The 15,910-nt window shown below is 45.7% G+C and carries 13 protein-coding genes; 11 read left to right on the forward strand and 2 right to left on the reverse strand.

Translation table 11 applies throughout. The features are described 5' to 3' along the window. Window positions 1–24: 24 nt before the first annotated feature. On the reverse strand, window positions 25–816 hold the full coding sequence (locus tag IEX80_RS13215; protein WP_176623475.1) for a carbon-nitrogen hydrolase family protein: 792 nt from the start codon (window positions 814–816) through the stop codon (window positions 25–27). Window positions 817–1,005: 189 nt separating this feature from the next. Between IEX80_RS13215 and IEX80_RS13220 the strand changes: the two genes are divergently transcribed. From IEX80_RS13220 to IEX80_RS13255, 8 genes are all read left to right on the forward strand, one after another. After that, window positions 1,006–2,049: an NAD(P)-dependent alcohol dehydrogenase gene (locus IEX80_RS13220; protein ID WP_090524030.1), complete on the forward strand. Its 1,044-nt coding sequence runs from the start codon at window positions 1,006–1,008 to the stop codon at window positions 2,047–2,049. Between the two features lie 147 nt (window positions 2,050–2,196). Then, complete coding sequence (locus IEX80_RS13225; RefSeq protein WP_176623477.1) at window positions 2,197–2,757, forward strand: dihydrofolate reductase family protein; 561 nt, start codon at window positions 2,197–2,199, stop codon at window positions 2,755–2,757. A gap of 103 nt (window positions 2,758–2,860) precedes the next feature. Beyond that, window positions 2,861–3,397 (forward strand): hypothetical protein, encoded by a 537-nt coding sequence (locus IEX80_RS13230; RefSeq protein ID WP_176623479.1) that lies wholly within the window; start codon window positions 2,861–2,863, stop codon window positions 3,395–3,397. Between the two features lie 186 nt (window positions 3,398–3,583). Beyond that, window positions 3,584–4,894, forward strand: a complete 1,311-nt coding sequence (locus tag IEX80_RS13235; RefSeq protein ID WP_188833153.1) for an SWIM zinc finger family protein — start codon at window positions 3,584–3,586, stop codon at window positions 4,892–4,894. Continuing rightward, the gene (locus tag IEX80_RS13240) at window positions 4,894–6,384 is read left to right on the forward strand and encodes a DUF5691 domain-containing protein (protein ID WP_176623483.1); all 1,491 of its coding nucleotides are present in this window, start codon (window positions 4,894–4,896) and stop codon (window positions 6,382–6,384) included. Before IEX80_RS13235 ends, IEX80_RS13240 begins: the two co-directional genes overlap by 1 nt. A 1-nt stretch (window position 6,385) precedes the next feature. After that, the gene (locus IEX80_RS13245) at window positions 6,386–7,462 is read left to right on the forward strand and encodes an ATP-binding protein (protein ID WP_176623485.1); all 1,077 of its coding nucleotides are present in this window, start codon (window positions 6,386–6,388) and stop codon (window positions 7,460–7,462) included. An 18-nt stretch (window positions 7,463–7,480) separates the two neighbouring features. Further along, window positions 7,481–9,745, forward strand: a complete 2,265-nt coding sequence (locus IEX80_RS13250) for a DUF5682 family protein (protein WP_188833154.1) — start codon at window positions 7,481–7,483, stop codon at window positions 9,743–9,745. Next, window positions 9,735–10,877: a VWA domain-containing protein gene (locus tag IEX80_RS13255; protein WP_229701621.1), complete on the forward strand. Its 1,143-nt coding sequence runs from the start codon at window positions 9,735–9,737 to the stop codon at window positions 10,875–10,877. The genes IEX80_RS13250 and IEX80_RS13255 overlap by 11 nt, the downstream gene beginning before the upstream one ends. Window positions 10,878–10,988: 111 nt before the next feature. On the opposite strand, the gene IEX80_RS13260 is transcribed toward IEX80_RS13255, so the two are convergent. Continuing rightward, entirely contained in the window at window positions 10,989–12,668 is a 1,680-nt protein-coding gene (locus IEX80_RS13260) for a GH39 family glycosyl hydrolase (protein ID WP_188833155.1), read from the reverse strand. 262 nt (window positions 12,669–12,930) lie between these two features. Here IEX80_RS13260 and IEX80_RS13265 point away from each other — a divergent pair, with 262 nt between their 5' ends. From IEX80_RS13265 to IEX80_RS13275, 3 genes are all read left to right on the forward strand, one after another. Further along, window positions 12,931–13,737, forward strand: a complete 807-nt coding sequence (locus IEX80_RS13265) for a phosphatase PAP2 family protein (RefSeq protein ID WP_090524051.1) — start codon at window positions 12,931–12,933, stop codon at window positions 13,735–13,737. 129 nt (window positions 13,738–13,866) lie between these two features. Beyond that, a complete protein-coding gene (locus IEX80_RS13270) occupies window positions 13,867–14,268 on the forward strand; it encodes a BlaI/MecI/CopY family transcriptional regulator (protein ID WP_090524054.1) in 402 nt (133 codons plus the stop codon). 15 nt (window positions 14,269–14,283) lie between these two features. Further along, complete coding sequence (locus tag IEX80_RS13275; protein ID WP_188833156.1) at window positions 14,284–15,876, forward strand: M56 family metallopeptidase; 1,593 nt, start codon at window positions 14,284–14,286, stop codon at window positions 15,874–15,876. The last annotated feature ends 34 nt before the right edge of the window (window positions 15,877–15,910 follow it).

Consider the following 15,910-nt stretch of genomic DNA (forward strand, 5'->3'; position numbering starts at 1 on the left):
ATAATGGTTAAAATATCGGCGCCTTTAATAATCGTACAACTGTGGTTTAAATCTTTTAGCCAGGTAGCCAGTAGCTTTTTCTAAATCGATATCAGCTATAATTACGCCAGTTGTGCCGTAAGCCTGGTAAACTAAACAGGTGCCATCCGGTGCTATAACTGAGCTTGCCGATTCGGGGTAAAGCGAACCATAATTGGAACTGGCAAAATAGATGGTGTTTTCCAGCGCCCGCATCATCATCGCCTTTTCGTAATAAGGGTTGGTCATGCTACCCCACTCGGTAAGCAGCACGCCTTCGGTATTACTGCCCGAAAAATGCGGGTGGAAAACGATGTGCGCGCCATTACGCGCCGCCCATCTTACCGATTCGGGATAACGGAACCCTTCGTGGCAAATGGTAACGCCAAATTTTAAGCCATTTACCTCGAAAATATTTCGTTGTGTGCCCGGCACCCAAATGGCGTCTTCCGATGGGTCTAATTGGTTTTTAGTTTGATATCCAAGTACCTTGCCGGTTTGGGATATCACATGTGCAATGTTTAAAAGCCCGTCTTCGCTGTACCAATCCATAGGCATAATTACCGCTATATTATTTTCGGCGGCAATCTTGCATACTTCATCCAGCGCCGATTGCAGTATCTCCGGCGATGTTGGCTCCGGATCGGCTATCATACCCGGATATCCAGGTATATATGATTCAGGGAAACAGATAACCTCTGCCTGTTGTGACGCTGCATCTTTAATCAGCTTTTCGGCTTGTTGCAGACCGTCATTAATTGATTTCGGAAAAGGCGGAGTAGCAATGGCTATTTTCATGCGGTGTTAATCTGTATGCTAAATTAAATGATTGCTTTTATCTGTGGTTAATATTTATCCCCTCATGTGTCACTTTTTTATTTCAACCCATACTTGGCCGATATTTATAAAATTATCATTGTACATTTGTTATGGAGATCCTTTCCAGACTCAATAAATCATCATTCACACTACTTAACGTTTACTACTATGATTGAAACTAAAGCGTATGCCGCGCAAGATGAAAACACACCGCTTGCCCCCTGGACTTTTGAGAGGCGCGAAGTGGGTGCTCATGACGTGCAGTTTGATATTTTGTACTGTGGCGTTTGCCACTCCGATTTGCACCAGATCAAAAACGACTGGTTCCCCGGCATTTTTCCTATGGTGCCCGGACATGAAATTGTTGGCCGCGTAGTTAAAGTTGGCGAGCATGTAAAAGGTTTTAAAGTTGGCGACCTTGCCGCTACCGGCTGTTTGGTTGACTCATGTCGTACATGCGAAAACTGTAAACGCGACCTTGAGCAATATTGCCTCAATGGCAACTCCCAAACTTATAATGGCCTTGAACAGGATCATAAAACACCTACTTATGGTGGTTACTCAAACACCATTGTTGTTAATGAGGATTTTGTGCTGCACCTTAAGGAAGGCGTTGATCTGGCCGCCGTTGCCCCGTTGTTATGCGCCGGCATTACAACCTACTCGCCGCTAAGGCACTGGAAAGTTGGCAAAGGCCATAAGCTTGCCGTGCTTGGCTTAGGCGGCTTAGGCCACATGGCTGTTAAATTTGGTGTTGCCTTTGGTGCCGATGTTACCGTATTAAGTACATCGCCTAAGAAAGAAGAAGACGCTAAAAAATTAGGCGCTCACCATTTTGTGGTAACTACCGATCCAAAACAGGTTGAAGCAGCTAAAAACTCCTTCGATTTTATTTTGGATACCGTATCGGCCGAGCATGACTTTAACATGTACCTGTCGTTATTACGTACCGATGGCGTTCATATCTGTGTAGGCGTACCGCCTAAACCAGCTCAGATTGCTGCTTTCAGCTTATTGGGCGGCCGTAAAAGCTTAGCCGGTTCAGGAATTGGCGGTATTAAAGAAACCCAGGAGATGCTTGATTTCTGTGCCGAAAATAACATTGTTTCGGATATTGAAATGATTGATATCAAGGATATTCACACCGCTTATGACCGTATGGAAAAAGGCGATGTGCGTTACCGGTTTGTAATTGATATGGCTACGTTGTAAAGTAATTTATAATTGATAACAAAGGCCGTGCGGGAGCATGGCCTTTTTACTATAGTCATATTTACACCCTTTAAAAGTCGCTTTAGCCCCCTGCATACGGTGAAGTACCGGTTTAATTTTGATATATAAAATATAACCACTGATATTATGAGAAACTTAGTATTGTTTATGCACATTTCACTTGATGGTATGGTTGCGCGCACTGATGGCGCTATGGACTGGATCAAAGTGAGCAGCGAGATGTTTGAGTATGCCAACGCCCGCACACAGGTAGCTGACACCGCCCTATATGGCCGTAAAACCTTTGAAATGATGGATGCCTACTGGCCAACAGCAGCCAATGGGCCAAACCCCTCAAAGCATACTATTGAACACGCTACATGGTATAATAATACACTTAAGTATGTAGTGTCTGAAACTGCTGCCCGGAAAAATACCGATAAGATTAAATTTATCAGTGATGATGTAAAGGCGCGGATTTCAGACCTCAAAAAACAGGAGGGCGGCGAGATCATCATGTTTGGCAGCCCCGGCCTTGCCCGTTATTTGATGCAGGAAGGATTGATTGATGAATTTTGGCTGTTTGTAAACCCGATAGTGCTTGGTGCCGGTATTCCGCTGTTTCCTAATACCGAGATAAAGCTCAAACTGGCAAAAAGCACCACTTTTGCCGATGGTGTTCTCGGGGTGCATTATATAAAAGAGTAGTATTTTGCAGGGAGATATCTTACCGTTATAAAAAAATCTGCAACCTGAGGCAACGCCTTTGCTAAAATGGTAGTAATCATTATGTACACAAACATATTACTACATGAAATTACTATCAAAGTTAACAGCAGCGGCCCTTGTGACAGGAGCACTGTTTTTTTCAAATACGGTAAAAGCGCAAACTACTCCTGCAAATGCGTTCCGTTTAGGTTTAGGAATTGAAACCGGCTTACCTACAGGTGTAGCAAAAATTGGCACTACTTTTACCTTAGGTGGTACAGCCCGTTTGCAATATGGTATAAGCAATAGTTTTGCGCTTACTTATACTATGGGCGGGTATCATTTTTTTCAGAAAGAAAATCCTGCTACGGGTAAACGCTATCCGAGCTATGGCGAAATCCCTATTAAATTCGGTTTCAAAGAGTTTTTTGTACCAAGTGTATATGTTGCCGGCGAAGCTGGTATCGCTTACGAAAAACTGGAAGAAGGCTGGGGCCCGCACAGGCTTGATCTTTCGCCTGGTATAGGCTGGGCCAATAAAACCTGGGATGTAAGTGTACGCTATGAAAACTTTTCGGGCGCTAACCAGGATCATTTTGGTATGGTTGGCCTGCGCTTAGCTTACGGATTTGCTTTATAATTTCGCACTTAATGTAACTATTAACTAACAGGCCCCGACTCACCCGGGCACGTTAGGTTGGCTGACCCTCTTTCGGTTATTACCGGAGGAGGGTTTTTGTTTATTTTCGGGTTGACAGCTAATTATTTTATCCTGATTTTAGGAACGAGAAACCTAACCCGTTTTTTTTACTAAATATCACAAGTTTTGCAGCTAACAGAAGATCAGATATACGCTCTCGCACCTGATGAAGCTTCAAAAATAGCAGGTCGTGATTTGGCTAACCCGGCCAAATGGGTAAGCAAAGGTATTAGTGAAGAAGCCCTTTGGGGCGAATGCCAGGGCAGCGGCAGCAAACCTTACCAAACTCAGGTTGATCTTGGCGCTATCGCCTTTAAATGTTCATGCCCCAGTCGTAAATTTCCATGTAAGCATGGCTTAGGCTTAATGCTTTTATGTGAGAGGGAACCAGGCTTATTTGCCAAATCAACAATGCCTGCCTGGGTAAGCGACTGGATAAACAAACGAGCCGAAAAAGAAGAAAAAAAAGTTGAAAAGGCGGCCGAAAAATCTGTAGATGAAAACGCTCAGGCTAAACGTGTACAGGCACGTGAACAAAAAGTAAGCGCAGGGATAGCCGAGCTAATGGTTTGGATCAAGGATATTGTACGCGGCGGAATTTTAACCATCCCCGAAAAAACGCCGGCTTACTGGGATAATATGGCCCGCCGTATGGTTGATGCCCAGGCATCGGGATTGGCTGGTATGGTGAGGAACCTTGGCGCTACCAACTTTTGGAACGACGGCTGGCAAAGTGGCTTTATAGATAAATTACTCCAATTATATTTAATTGCAGAGGGGTACAATAACATTCAAAATATTGACCCGGATTTGCAGCAGGATTTACGCACTGTCATAGGTTTCACCACCAACCAGGAAGAGCTGCGGGCGCAAACAGGTGTAAGTGATACCTGGCTTGTTATTGGAAAGGAAAGCCGCGATGAGCAGCAACTGACCATTGAGCAAAACTGGCTTTACGGTTTAAAAACCAACAGTTATGCGCTGGTGCTGCAATTTACGGTTAAAGGGCAATTCCCGCCGCTTAACTTTTCGCCGGGGATGTACCTGGATGCTACCCTGGTGTATTTCCCGTCGGCCCTGCCGTATCGTGCTATCGTTAAGGATTATAATATCATAAGGCAAATCGATAACGTTAATATAAAAACATTTACAGGCTGGCAGCAAGTTGCCGGTTACGAAACTATACTAAACAGCCGTTTGCCATTTCGCAGTGAAATGCCCCTTGTTATAGCGTCGCTAACACCGGTTTTCTACCAAAAGCAATGGTGGCTACAGGATAGCGAAGGCTGCCTCTGCAAAATATCAGCAAGTTATACCAACATCTGGCAACTGATTGCCATAAGCGGAGGCGACCCGGTAAATATGGCCGTCATCGGTAGAGAAAATAAATATCGCCCGATTGGCGTTTGGCATCAAAATAATTACAAAAGTATCTGATGAAGGCCTGGGAAAGTATCATAAACACCGCAATGCTGGGTACTGATAAACCTACACCTGCTATTGCTGATTTGCCGGAAGAAGTAGCCCTGATCGCTAATGCGATAGAGGCCTCAGCAGGCTTAGATAAAGAAGAACGCTACCTGCAAAAAGCTGCTGTGATCTACAATTACAGGCAATCGGGTTTTATACCATTTCAAAAAAATGATCTGCCGGCTAATAAAGCGCTTGCAGAAACAAAACCGTACTGTTCACCCGAAGCTGCCGGGATTTTGAACGCCATATTGGGCGAGGAGAACGATCAATTACTACAATTGTGGCTAATGCAATGTTGTAAATCAGGGCAATTACTAATGCCTGATGTGTTGCCGGTCGTATTTGAAAAAGCACAAAAGGAGATGGTATTGCGCAAAGCTGTTATTGAATGCAGCGGTAACAGGGGAGTTTGGCTTAGTAAAATGAACCCTGCGTGGAACTGGTTTACTACTATAGCCGATGAGGAACTATGGCAAATGGGTACGTCGGCCCAGCGTTCAGAAATATTGAAAAGCTTAAGACTGAATGAGCCCGCCAAAGCTTTAGAATGGCTGCAGCAAACGTGGGAGCAGGAGAATGCAGCCGGTAAATTGGAATTGCTTAAAGCCATGAAAGTGAATAGTAATGCTAATGACCTGCCATGGTTGGAGGGCTTGCTCAACGAAAAAGGGCAAAAGGTTAAAGATGAAGCTTTGGCCCTGCTCAAAAGTATTTCTGGTTCGTCGGTTGTTAAACAGTATCAGCAGTTGCTACGTGAATCTGTATCGCTAAAAAAAGAAAAGGCCTTATTAGGTTTAACTACTAAAATTTCCATCCAAATAAAACTTCCCGCCGTAGTTGACGAAAGCATCTACAAATCGGGCATCGAAAAATTATCGGGGCCTAAAAGTACGGTAACTGACGAAAACTATGTTATTTATCAGCTCATCAGCAGCGTGCCGCCGGCGTTTTGGGAAGATCAGTTTGAAGCAACGCCCATTCAGATAGTTGAATATTTTGAAAAATATGCACCTGCTATGGTACCGGCTTTGGCCAATGCGGTGGCAAAGTTTGGGCAAAAGAATTGGGTGCCGTTTTTTCTCGGGCAAAGTATGTTCTACCCGGATTTTGTTGAAATGCTAAGCGGCAGAGAACAGGAAAAATACCTGCTGAAAGCCTTGGGCAATGATCCGCAAAATACAATTGCTCAGGCCATCCGCATTAGTGATGAATGGGGCACCGAGTTTGCGGTTTCGGCCTTGCTAAAAATGGCTAACTGGCCTTACGAATATAATCGTGGTTTTTTTACCCGGTATATCAGCCTGATCCCTGTCGAGGCTTTGAAACATGTCGAAAACATAACATCACAGCAGGTTAACCTCCAGCCAACCTGGGACAAAACCCGCAATCACTTAATTAATTTACTCAACTTAAAACAGCAAACGCTTAAAGCCTTTAACGCTAAAAAACTTTAACATGTCACAGATATTACGTCAGCATGCAGAACAATTATTTGCACACGAACTGGAAGAATTGAAAAAGCAGGACGGTGATAAGCGTCCGGCCAACTGGATACTTTCTCCTCAATCGGTAGTAACCTACCTGGTTGGCGGAAAGCTGAAGAATGGCTTTGAGGTGTCGCCAAAATATATTGGCAACCGCCGCTTAATGGAAATAGCGGTAGCTACGCTCACAACAGATCGTGCCCTGTTATTATACGGTTTGCCCGGTACAGCAAAAAGCTGGGTGAGTGAACATTTGGCAGCGGCTGTAAGCGGCGATTCAACCATGATTATCCAGGGAACAGCCGGTATAAGTGAAGAGGCCATTCGCTACGGCTGGAACTATGCCCGCCTGATAGCACAAGGCCCATCGCCGGATGCGCTGGTAGAAACGCCTGTAATGCGCGGGATGAAAGATGGTAAAATAGTTCGTTTAGAAGAGCTAACCCGTATTGGCGCCGACGTGCAGGATACACTGATCACCATTCTTTCTGAAAAAACACTGCCCGTACCTGAGCTTAATATCGAAGTGCAGGCCGTTAAAGGTTTTAATATCATAGCCACAGCCAATAATCGTGATAAAGGTGTAAATGAATTATCAAGCGCGTTAAAGCGCCGTTTCAATACCGTTATCCTTCCCTTGCCTGATTCGGTGGAAGAGGAGATAGACATCGTACGCCGCCGGGTTGAAAGCTTTGAAAAAGTAATGGAACTGCCGGCCGAACCGCCGGCATTGCAGGAGATCCGCCGGATAGTGACCATCTTCCGTGAACTTCGTGCAGGCGTTACGCTTGATGGCAAAACCAAGATCAAAGTGCCGTCAGGTACCTTAAGTACTGCCGAAGCTATCTCCGTTGTGAACAGCGGTTTATCAATGGCTGCCTATTTTGGCGATGGACAATTGAAAGCGGCTGATCTTGCCGCGGGCATCATCGGTTCGGTAATTAAAGACCCGGTGCAGGATAAACTGGTTTGGCAGGAATACCTGGAAACTGTAGTAAAACCACGTACCGATTGGGCCGACATTTACCGTGCCTGCCGCGATCTGTAATCAAAAAACCTTAAGCCAATGGCAGTACATATTTTAGGCATAAGGCACCACGGGCCGGGTTCGGCGCGTAATGTGAAAGCTTTTCTGGAAACGGTTAGGCCCGATATTGTTTTGGTTGAGGGGCCGCCGGAAGCTGATGCCATGCTGCAATGGGTAAGCAACGAAGGTTTGAAACCACCTGTAGCGCTGCTTTGCTATCAGCCGGATGACCCCCAACGCTCGGTGTTTTATCCCTTTGCCGATTTCTCGCCCGAATGGCAGGCAATTCTTTATGCCCGCAGGCAAAATATCCATGTGCGTTTTATGGATCTCCCTGCCGGTAACCAGATGTTTGTTGAAAAGGAGCAAAAGGTTGTTGAACAACAACAAGAGCCGGATACAGTTCACATCAATAGCGAAGCACAAAGCCTTGAGCAACTCTATAAAAGTCCGATAAGTTACCTGGCAGATGCTGCCGGCTTTGCCGACGATGAAAAATGGTGGGAGCATACGTTTGAGTACCGCGATAATAACGATGAGGTTTTTGATGCGGTATCTGAAGCTATGCAGGCACTCCGCGAGAGTTTTCCCAAAAAGGACAAAAAGCTTGAACAGATGCGCGAAGCATACATGCGTCGCACTATCCGCCAGGCCGAAAAGGAGATGTTTCATACCATAGCCGTAATTTGTGGAGCATGGCACGCACCAGCTTTACAGGGAAAATCATCGCAAAAAGATGATAACGAAATACTGAAGGGGCTTCCAAAAGTAAAAACAGAGTGCACCTGGATTCCATGGACTTTTAACCGTTTAAGCTTCCGTAGCGGTTACGGTGCCGGTATCAATTCGCCGGGGTGGTACAACCATATCTGGAACCATCCGCTTGATGATGGTACCCTGTGGATGGCCAAGGTGGCACAACTTTTCCGTAAGCAGCAGATGGATACCTCCGTTGCCCATATTATTGAAGCGGTAAGGTTGGCCGGTGCACTCGCTTCACTGCGGGGTTTGCCCAAAGTAGGGTTAGAGGAACTGAATGAGGCCACGCTGAGCGTACTTTGTAACGGCGAGAGCATTTTGCTAAAACTGGTACATGACGAATTAATAGTTGGCCACCAGATAGGCGAGGTGCCGGTTGAGATTCCCAAACCGCCGTTGCAACTCGATATCGAAAAACAACAAAAGAAATTAAGGCTGCCCGCAACAGCCGATTACAAAGATTATACACTCGACCTGAGGAAAGATACCGACCTGGAGCGGAGTATCCTCCTGCACCGCCTGCAATTACTGGGCATTAATTGGGGCAGGCAGCAATACACCAGCGGTAAGGGTACTTTTAAAGAGCAATGGCGCCTGCAATGGGACCCCGGCTATTCGGTGGAGATTATTGAACGCGGCAATTTGGGCAATACTGTAGCTGAAGCGGCCGCGAATAGCGTCCTCAACCAGGCAAAAGAAGCAAAGGAACTGAAAGTTATAGGCGATCTGCTTGAAAAAACGATTCCGGCAGAATTGCCGGGAGCCATTGAAGCGTTGATCAGTCAGCTTAATAATCTGGCTGCGGCCTCTGCCGACGTTATCGAACTGATGGAAGTAGTGCCCGGCCTGATAACCGTGGCAAGATATGGCAATGTACGCAAAACAGATGCCGAATTGGTGATCAGCATTATCAATAGCATTATTACCCGCGTTTGTATCAGTTTGCCCAATGCCTGTATCGCTATTGATGAAGATGCCTCTCAAAAGCTGCTGGAACTGTTTTTTAAACTGAACGATGGCATTAACCTATTGCAGGATACGGGCATAATTAACATGTGGCAGCAAACGCTGTTGACTATAGCAGCTAATAAAAACACCTCGGCGGTTATAGGAGGATATAGTACCCGTTTGCTGCATGACGCCCGTAAATTGGAGGGCGACCAACTGATGCAGTATTTCAGTTTTGCTATGTCATCGGCCACGGCCCCGGTCATCGCCGCAGCCTGGCTCGAAGGCTTTTTGAAAGGCAGCGGTACTTTATTGTTGCTTGATCAGGACCTTTGGCAAGTGATCGACAATTGGGTAGCCAGTCTTGCCGGTGAGGTTTTTATGCAAGTGCTGCCTTTACTGCGCCGCACCTTTGCCAATTTTACCAATCCTGAAAGGAGAAAGCTTGGCGAAAAGGCCAGATCCGGCGGTGGGACGGGGCATCAGCATACAAACATCAGCGCTAATTTTGATGTCGAAAGAGCTAAGCAAGGTTTGCCGGTTATTATGCAATTATTGGGTTTAACCATAAATATTAACGACACAAATGGAAATTGAACCGGAGCACCTGCGCAAATGGCGGTTAATACTGGGCGGTAATCAAAATGAAGGCACCGGATTTAGCCTCGATGATGCCGACCTTAAAGTTGACCGCACACTTGAAGCTTTATATGACAGCGACAGAACCGGAGGCCTCGGTGTATCATCACCGAATGTAAGCCGTTGGCTGGGGGATATCCGTACCTTCTTCCCATCAAGCGTAGTACAGGTAATGCAGCAGGATGCATTAAAGCGCCTGAACCTGACCCAAATGCTGTTTGAAAAGGAGATGTTGGAAAATGTAGAGCCAGATGTTCACCTGGTAGCAACTTTGATGACATTGAGCCGCGTTATTCCCGATAAAACAAAAGATACCGCCAGGCAGGTAGTACGTAAAGTTGTTGACCAACTGGTAAAAAAGTTAGCCGAGCCCACGCGCCAGGCCATAACCGGTAGTTTAAATCGTAGTACCCGCAATACAAGGCCGCGGCATAATGAAATAAACTGGGGGGCAACTATTCTTAAAAACCTTAAGCATTATCAACCCGAATATCAAACCATTATTCCCGAAACAAGGATTGGTTACGGTCGTAAGCGCTCATCATTAAAGGATGTGATCCTCTGTCTTGACCAAAGCGGATCGATGGGATCATCAGTGGTTTATTCGGGGATTTTTGGAAGCGTTATGGCTTCTATCCCAGCCATAAAAACTAAAATGGTGGTTTTTGATACGGCTGTAGCCGATTTAACCGAAGAGTTAACCGACCCGGTTGAGTTATTATTCAGCGTGCAATTAGGTGGTGGCACGGATATCAATGCAGCTTTAACATATTGCCAGCAGATAGCTCCCCGGCCCACGGATACCGTGTTGGTGCTCATTACCGATCTTTACGAAGGAGGTAACGTTGCCGAAATGCGCCGTCGTGCGGTAGAACTGGTTGCGGCAGGTGTGCAATTGGTAGTATTGCTTGCTTTAAGCGATGACGGCTCTCCATCGTATGATCATGGCAATGCACAGTTCCTGGCCGATATGGGGGTGCCCATTTTTGCCTGCACACCCGATAAATTTCCCGATCTGATGGCCGCCGCGCTCACTAAACAGGATATTGGTATGTGGGCGGCCAGGGAAGACCTTATTATAAAAAAGTAAAGGATTGGCGATTTTACCGATAACCCACCCACCTATACGCTCGATACTTTATCAAAAGTATTACGGTTAGGCAGGCTGGAACAATTTTATAGTTTGATAGATGCTGTTTGCTTACCAGCTAAACTTTAAAAGAGCCACCCCTTGCCTTGGTAACAATACAGTGGCACCTGCCAGCCCTGATTTAGCCTGCAGCGTAACCTGTTTGCCAAACTGTTGTAATTGCCCTGCTTTTTCAAGTTCCTTAATTTGCGCAGCTGTAGGTTTTTGCGGTGAACCCATCTTTTTCCACACTTCGTAGGCATTGCTATGCTCTTCATCAATGCGGTATTGAGTTAGTTTTACAAAGGTGGGAGGTAGGTTTTCTATCCTGATCTTTACGGTTTTCCCTGCATCGTGCAGGTCATCATCATGATAGTTCCACAGCAATACGGTCATTTCTTTTTTATCTGCGGCTGCCAAAGCACCGATATCTGTATTATTTCCCCTGATGCTTGAATCGGCCACGGTTTTAAGCGAATACATCTGGTCGCCGGTTACTTTCAGGCGTTTGCCTTTCATCATGCCCAGCATCCGGAAAATGTTAAGTACCGGCTTATCAACTCCGTTTGTAGCCAAATCGCGGAACCCATAAAACCAGGGCTGGTTTTCAAACTCGAACGACCATGATACGGAGCCCATGAAGTTTACACCTAATGAGTCGGCCAGTTGATACTCGCGGGCAATAGAAGCCGCCGTATAGCTCGAATACATGGTGCCGTTACGATAGGCATTTGACGGATTGGTAGCCATACCGCAGGCCGCGCAACCTTCCGGATCCGATTCGCCTATTACTATCGGGGTGTTTTTAGTTTCGGGATATGATGCTACAATTTTAAAGCCTTCTCTGATATCGCGGATCTGCGGGGCCATGTTCATGCGCACCCGCCCATTGATCAGCGTTGGCTGCCCTTTAGCATGGAAAGAGATCACATCAATAGGTGAACCTATTTTGCCTGTTGCGTAATTGGTATCAGCAATACAATGTTTAATAAATGCGTTCAGGAATTTCATTCCGCCAGGGCTCGAGCCGCCTGCAACTTCCGGTCCGCCCACGTGCGCGGTAGGCAGGGCGCGTTTTACACCATGGGCAGCATAATCGTATAGTTTAAAGAACTCTTTCATAGTACCTTTCCAGTAGCCTATGTTTGGTTCGTTCCACACTTCCCAGTACCAGCTTTCAACCTCGGCCTGGCCGTAGCGCTGTACACAATGCTTTACCCATTGATAAATAAGCTCTTCCCATTTATTGTAATCTTTGGGAGGATAAGCCCAGCCGGTATAAACATCATCATAGTTATCGCCGGGTTTCCAGTAATGGCGATAAGGTTTGGGGTGGGTTGACAAGGCCTCGGGCATAAAACCTATCTGGGCATAAGGTTTCATACCCAGTTTAACGTAAGTGTCAAATATGCTGTCAACCAGGTGCCAGTTATAAATAGGTTTGCCGCTGGCATCCTCAGTATAGGCATTGGTTGATCCCCACTTTAACGCGGCTGTACCATCGCCGGTGGTAAGCAGGTTGTGCACACGCATGCGTACCGGTACCGGGCTCAAAGCGGCCAACTCCGACAATAGTTTACGGCCATCCTTCATGTAGGTATAGTTAGGCTCGTCGTGACCAAACCATGCCCAAAAGGGGTACATATCGCCAATTTTATCATTTAGGCTGATGGCGATATTGGCCTGGTTCTGGGCAAAAATACGGCCGCTGATAAATAATAAAAGGAAGGAGATAAGTTTGATGGTCTTCATTCAGGTAGTTTGGTGATTTATAAGGAGTACAGATCAAACATAGGTAATTTTATTTATTGTAAAAAGAACAATTAAAATAAGGGGCTGGCCTTTCAATCAATTTTAAATCACATACAACATATTGAATATTATTTACGTTAACAGCGTGTTAATTTATTGTTTACGCGCTTCAGAAATTCTACAGAATTAAATTGTATAATTGTGCTTACCAGCGCTTAATAAGGGGGATTCTTTGCAAAAGTTTAGGTTTTATTTTATTTCGATGCTATTGGCAGCATCATCTTCGCTGCCTGTTTATGCCCAGGTTAAGGATACATTACAAAAAGTTGCCGTAAAGAAGGATTCCTTGCAGAAAGACTCTGCAAGGAATATCCTGACATTGCCCGATACGGTTAAACACCTTCAAAGTAAGTTTCCGTCATACATACCACCGGCGGCTTTTATCACTTATGGCCTGCTATCGTTTAAAGTAGGATTTATACGTAATATTGATTATCGCGTACGGAATGATATGAACAAGGATCATCCCGGCTTCCATACCAAGGTTGATAACTACATGCAATACGCGCCTATCGTGTCTGTTTATGCGCTTAACCTGGCTGGTGTTCATGGTAAAAATACATTTATCGACCGTACTATGCTGCTCGTGCTTTCCGAAGCCATATTTGCCGGTACCACTTTTGGCTTAAAACGTGTTACCCACCGTGAGCGGCCCGATGGCTCTGATAAGTTTTCGTTCCCTTCAGGCCATACCGGTAACGCCTTTGTTTCTGCCGAGTTTATGGCGCAGGAGTACGGCGACCGCTCGCCCATATACGGCGGCGTTGGTTATGGCTTTGCTACCACTACAGCTATTTTGCGTGTATATAACAACAAGCATTGGTTTAGCGACATCATAGCAGGAGCAGGTTTTGGGATCTTATCAACAAAAGCGGCTTATTACCTGTACCCGCTTATCCGTAATGGCATATTCCGTGGGGGGAATGAGAAAGGAAAAAACAACAACTCCTTATTGTTGCCAACTTACCAGGACGGAAGGGTTGGATTAACTTTCGCCAAGAGTTTTTAAACGACTGATCTTATATTTATAATGTACAACCACCTTAGTATTAGGGTGGTTGTTTTGTTTTAGAGTTTTTTTTTAATAAAAAATAACTTAGCTATTGCAACGTACGTTTTTGGTACGTACCTTTGGTTTATGAGTTTGTTTAAAAAGGATATTACTGCTGATTTAACGCCAACCAAAACAGAAATGGACGTTTTGCGGGTGTTGTGGCAGCATGGCCCGTCGACGGTGAGGTTTGTGCATGATAAGCTTAATGAACAAAAGGAAGCGGTAATTTACACCAGTACCCTTAAGCTGATGCAGGTAATGAAAGAGAAGGGGATGCTTGAACGTGACGAAACCAATATGAAGCACATTTACAGCGCCGCAGTTGAAGAAGACAAGGTGAAAGGGAACATGCTTGGGCGCTTTGTTGATTCGATGTATAATGGTTCGCCGAGCGATTTGATGGTAGCCCTGCTGGGCAACGACAAAACATCGGCCGAAGAACTCAGAAAAATAAAAGAACTGCTCAAAAAAATGGACGATCAATAATTAAACTTTACAGATATGTACCTGCTCCTTAACACCAACACCATTTCCCACAGCCTGATACAGGCTTTTAGCTGGATGCTGATCCATTCGCTATGGCAGGGGATGTTGCTGGCGGTTATGAGCGCTGTGGTGATGCTGCTTACAAAAAAAACAAGCGCGGCAGTAAGGTACAACCTGGTACTTGTACAGTTTTTATTATTTGTTGGGGCCTGCCTGTTCACTTTTGTTTGGGAATGGAACAAGCAGCCGCAGCAAAATATGGTACAGTTTGGTGATGCGATGGGCGGCAGGGCATCAGCTTTATTGAGCCTTAATGCTGATGGGATCCGGGTTTTTGCCAGTACCTGTATCGGTTATTTTACAGCCAACGCGCCAATGGTTGTGCTGCTGTGGTTTGTGTTTTTCCTGTTTCGGTCGGTACGGATGATGCGCGGGCTCATGTTTATCCATAATGCCAAACACAGGCAGGTATCCGAACCTGTTGAATATTGGAAAAACAGGGTTGAGCTGCTTTGCGAAAAACTGCAATTGAAACGGGCTGTTCGGCTGCTTGAATCGGGTTATGTGAAAATACCCATGGTTATCGGGCACCTGAAACCGGTAATCCTGATCCCGGCGGGTTTATTGGCAGGGCTGCCGCCCGAACAGGTGGAAGCTGTACTGCTGCACGAACTGGCCCACATCCGCAGGCATGATTATATCGTTAACTTTTTACAAACCGTTGCCGAAACCGTATTCTTCTTTAATCCCGGCTTATTGTGGATCTCGTCCCTGCTTAGGGATGAGCGGGAAAACTGCTGTGATGATATCGCCCTCGCCCAAACAAAAAACAAACGCGATTTTATACAGGCATTGATCAGCTTTAAAGAACATTCGCTTTACGGTGCAAATTATGCGGTTGCATTTCCTGGTAAAAAGAACCAGTTGTTGCAAAGGGTAAGCCGTATCCTTGGTAATAAAAACAAAACGGTAAGCCAGGGTGATAAAGTATTTTTGATAAGCGGTGTTGTTATCCTTTCGGCAATAATAGCTACGGCCACTATCGCGCAGATCCGGGAAGTTAATAATCCCGGTAATGATAAAGCTTATGTGTATAAACAGGAACGGCATATCACACCATCTGCAGGTATACAGCCGGTTGCACCCGTTAAATCTGTCGATAAACCAAAACACCCAAAGCACAGAAACATTGCAGTAGCTCAGAAGCCTGTTGCTGCAAATGAAAATGTGATTATAGCTAATACTGAGCCGCGTTCTCCGCAGGAGCAGCTTGAAGCTGATGCGAAGCTCGCAAAACAACAGGCCGAAAAAGAAAGCCAGCAAGTTTCGGCCGATAAAACCGAATATAACCGCGGGCAGGAACAGGCCCGCCGGGATCAGGAACATGCCAAAGTAGACCAGGACCAGGCTCGTCGTGACCAGGAGCAGGCCAAACGTGATCAGGAACAAGCCATGCGGGATCAGGCGCAGGCTAAACTTGACCAGGAACAGGCCGAAAGGGACCAGGTACAAGCTAAGCGCGATCAGGAGCAGGCGCGCCGTGACCAGGCACAGGTAAGTAAACCCAAAACAGAACCTATAAAAAGCAAAGTAAGCGTTCAGAATTAAGCAGGTACATTTCTTATTTGGTTCGTAAAGCAGG

Source organism: Mucilaginibacter rubeus (assembly GCF_014643835.1).
In the GTDB taxonomy this organism is placed as follows: Bacteria; Bacteroidota; Bacteroidia; order Sphingobacteriales; family Sphingobacteriaceae; genus Mucilaginibacter; species Mucilaginibacter rubeus.

Excerpts from the sequence above, each read along its gene's own strand:
- IEX80_RS13220 (WP_090524030.1), top strand. The coding sequence starts at position 1,006 with ATGATTGAAACTAAAGCGTATGCCGCGCAAGATGAAAACACACCGCTT.
- IEX80_RS13215 (WP_176623475.1), bottom strand. The coding sequence starts at position 816 with ATGAAAATAGCCATTGCTACTCCGCCTTTTCCGAAATCAATTAATGAC.
- IEX80_RS13230 (WP_176623479.1), top strand. The coding sequence starts at position 2,861 with ATGAAATTACTATCAAAGTTAACAGCAGCGGCCCTTGTGACAGGAGCA.
- IEX80_RS13225 (WP_176623477.1), top strand. The coding sequence starts at position 2,197 with ATGAGAAACTTAGTATTGTTTATGCACATTTCACTTGATGGTATGGTT.
- IEX80_RS13260 (WP_188833155.1), bottom strand. The coding sequence starts at position 12,668 with ATGAAGACCATCAAACTTATCTCCTTCCTTTTATTATTTATCAGCGGC.
- IEX80_RS13245 (WP_176623485.1), top strand. The coding sequence starts at position 6,386 with ATGTCACAGATATTACGTCAGCATGCAGAACAATTATTTGCACACGAA.
- IEX80_RS13265 (WP_090524051.1), top strand. The coding sequence starts at position 12,931 with ATGCTATTGGCAGCATCATCTTCGCTGCCTGTTTATGCCCAGGTTAAG.
- IEX80_RS13240 (WP_176623483.1), top strand. The coding sequence starts at position 4,894 with ATGAAGGCCTGGGAAAGTATCATAAACACCGCAATGCTGGGTACTGAT.
- IEX80_RS13250 (WP_188833154.1), top strand. The coding sequence starts at position 7,481 with ATGGCAGTACATATTTTAGGCATAAGGCACCACGGGCCGGGTTCGGCG.
- IEX80_RS13275 (WP_188833156.1), top strand. The coding sequence starts at position 14,284 with ATGTACCTGCTCCTTAACACCAACACCATTTCCCACAGCCTGATACAG.
- IEX80_RS13270 (WP_090524054.1), top strand. The coding sequence starts at position 13,867 with ATGAGTTTGTTTAAAAAGGATATTACTGCTGATTTAACGCCAACCAAA.
- IEX80_RS13255 (WP_229701621.1), top strand. The coding sequence starts at position 9,735 with ATGGAAATTGAACCGGAGCACCTGCGCAAATGGCGGTTAATACTGGGC.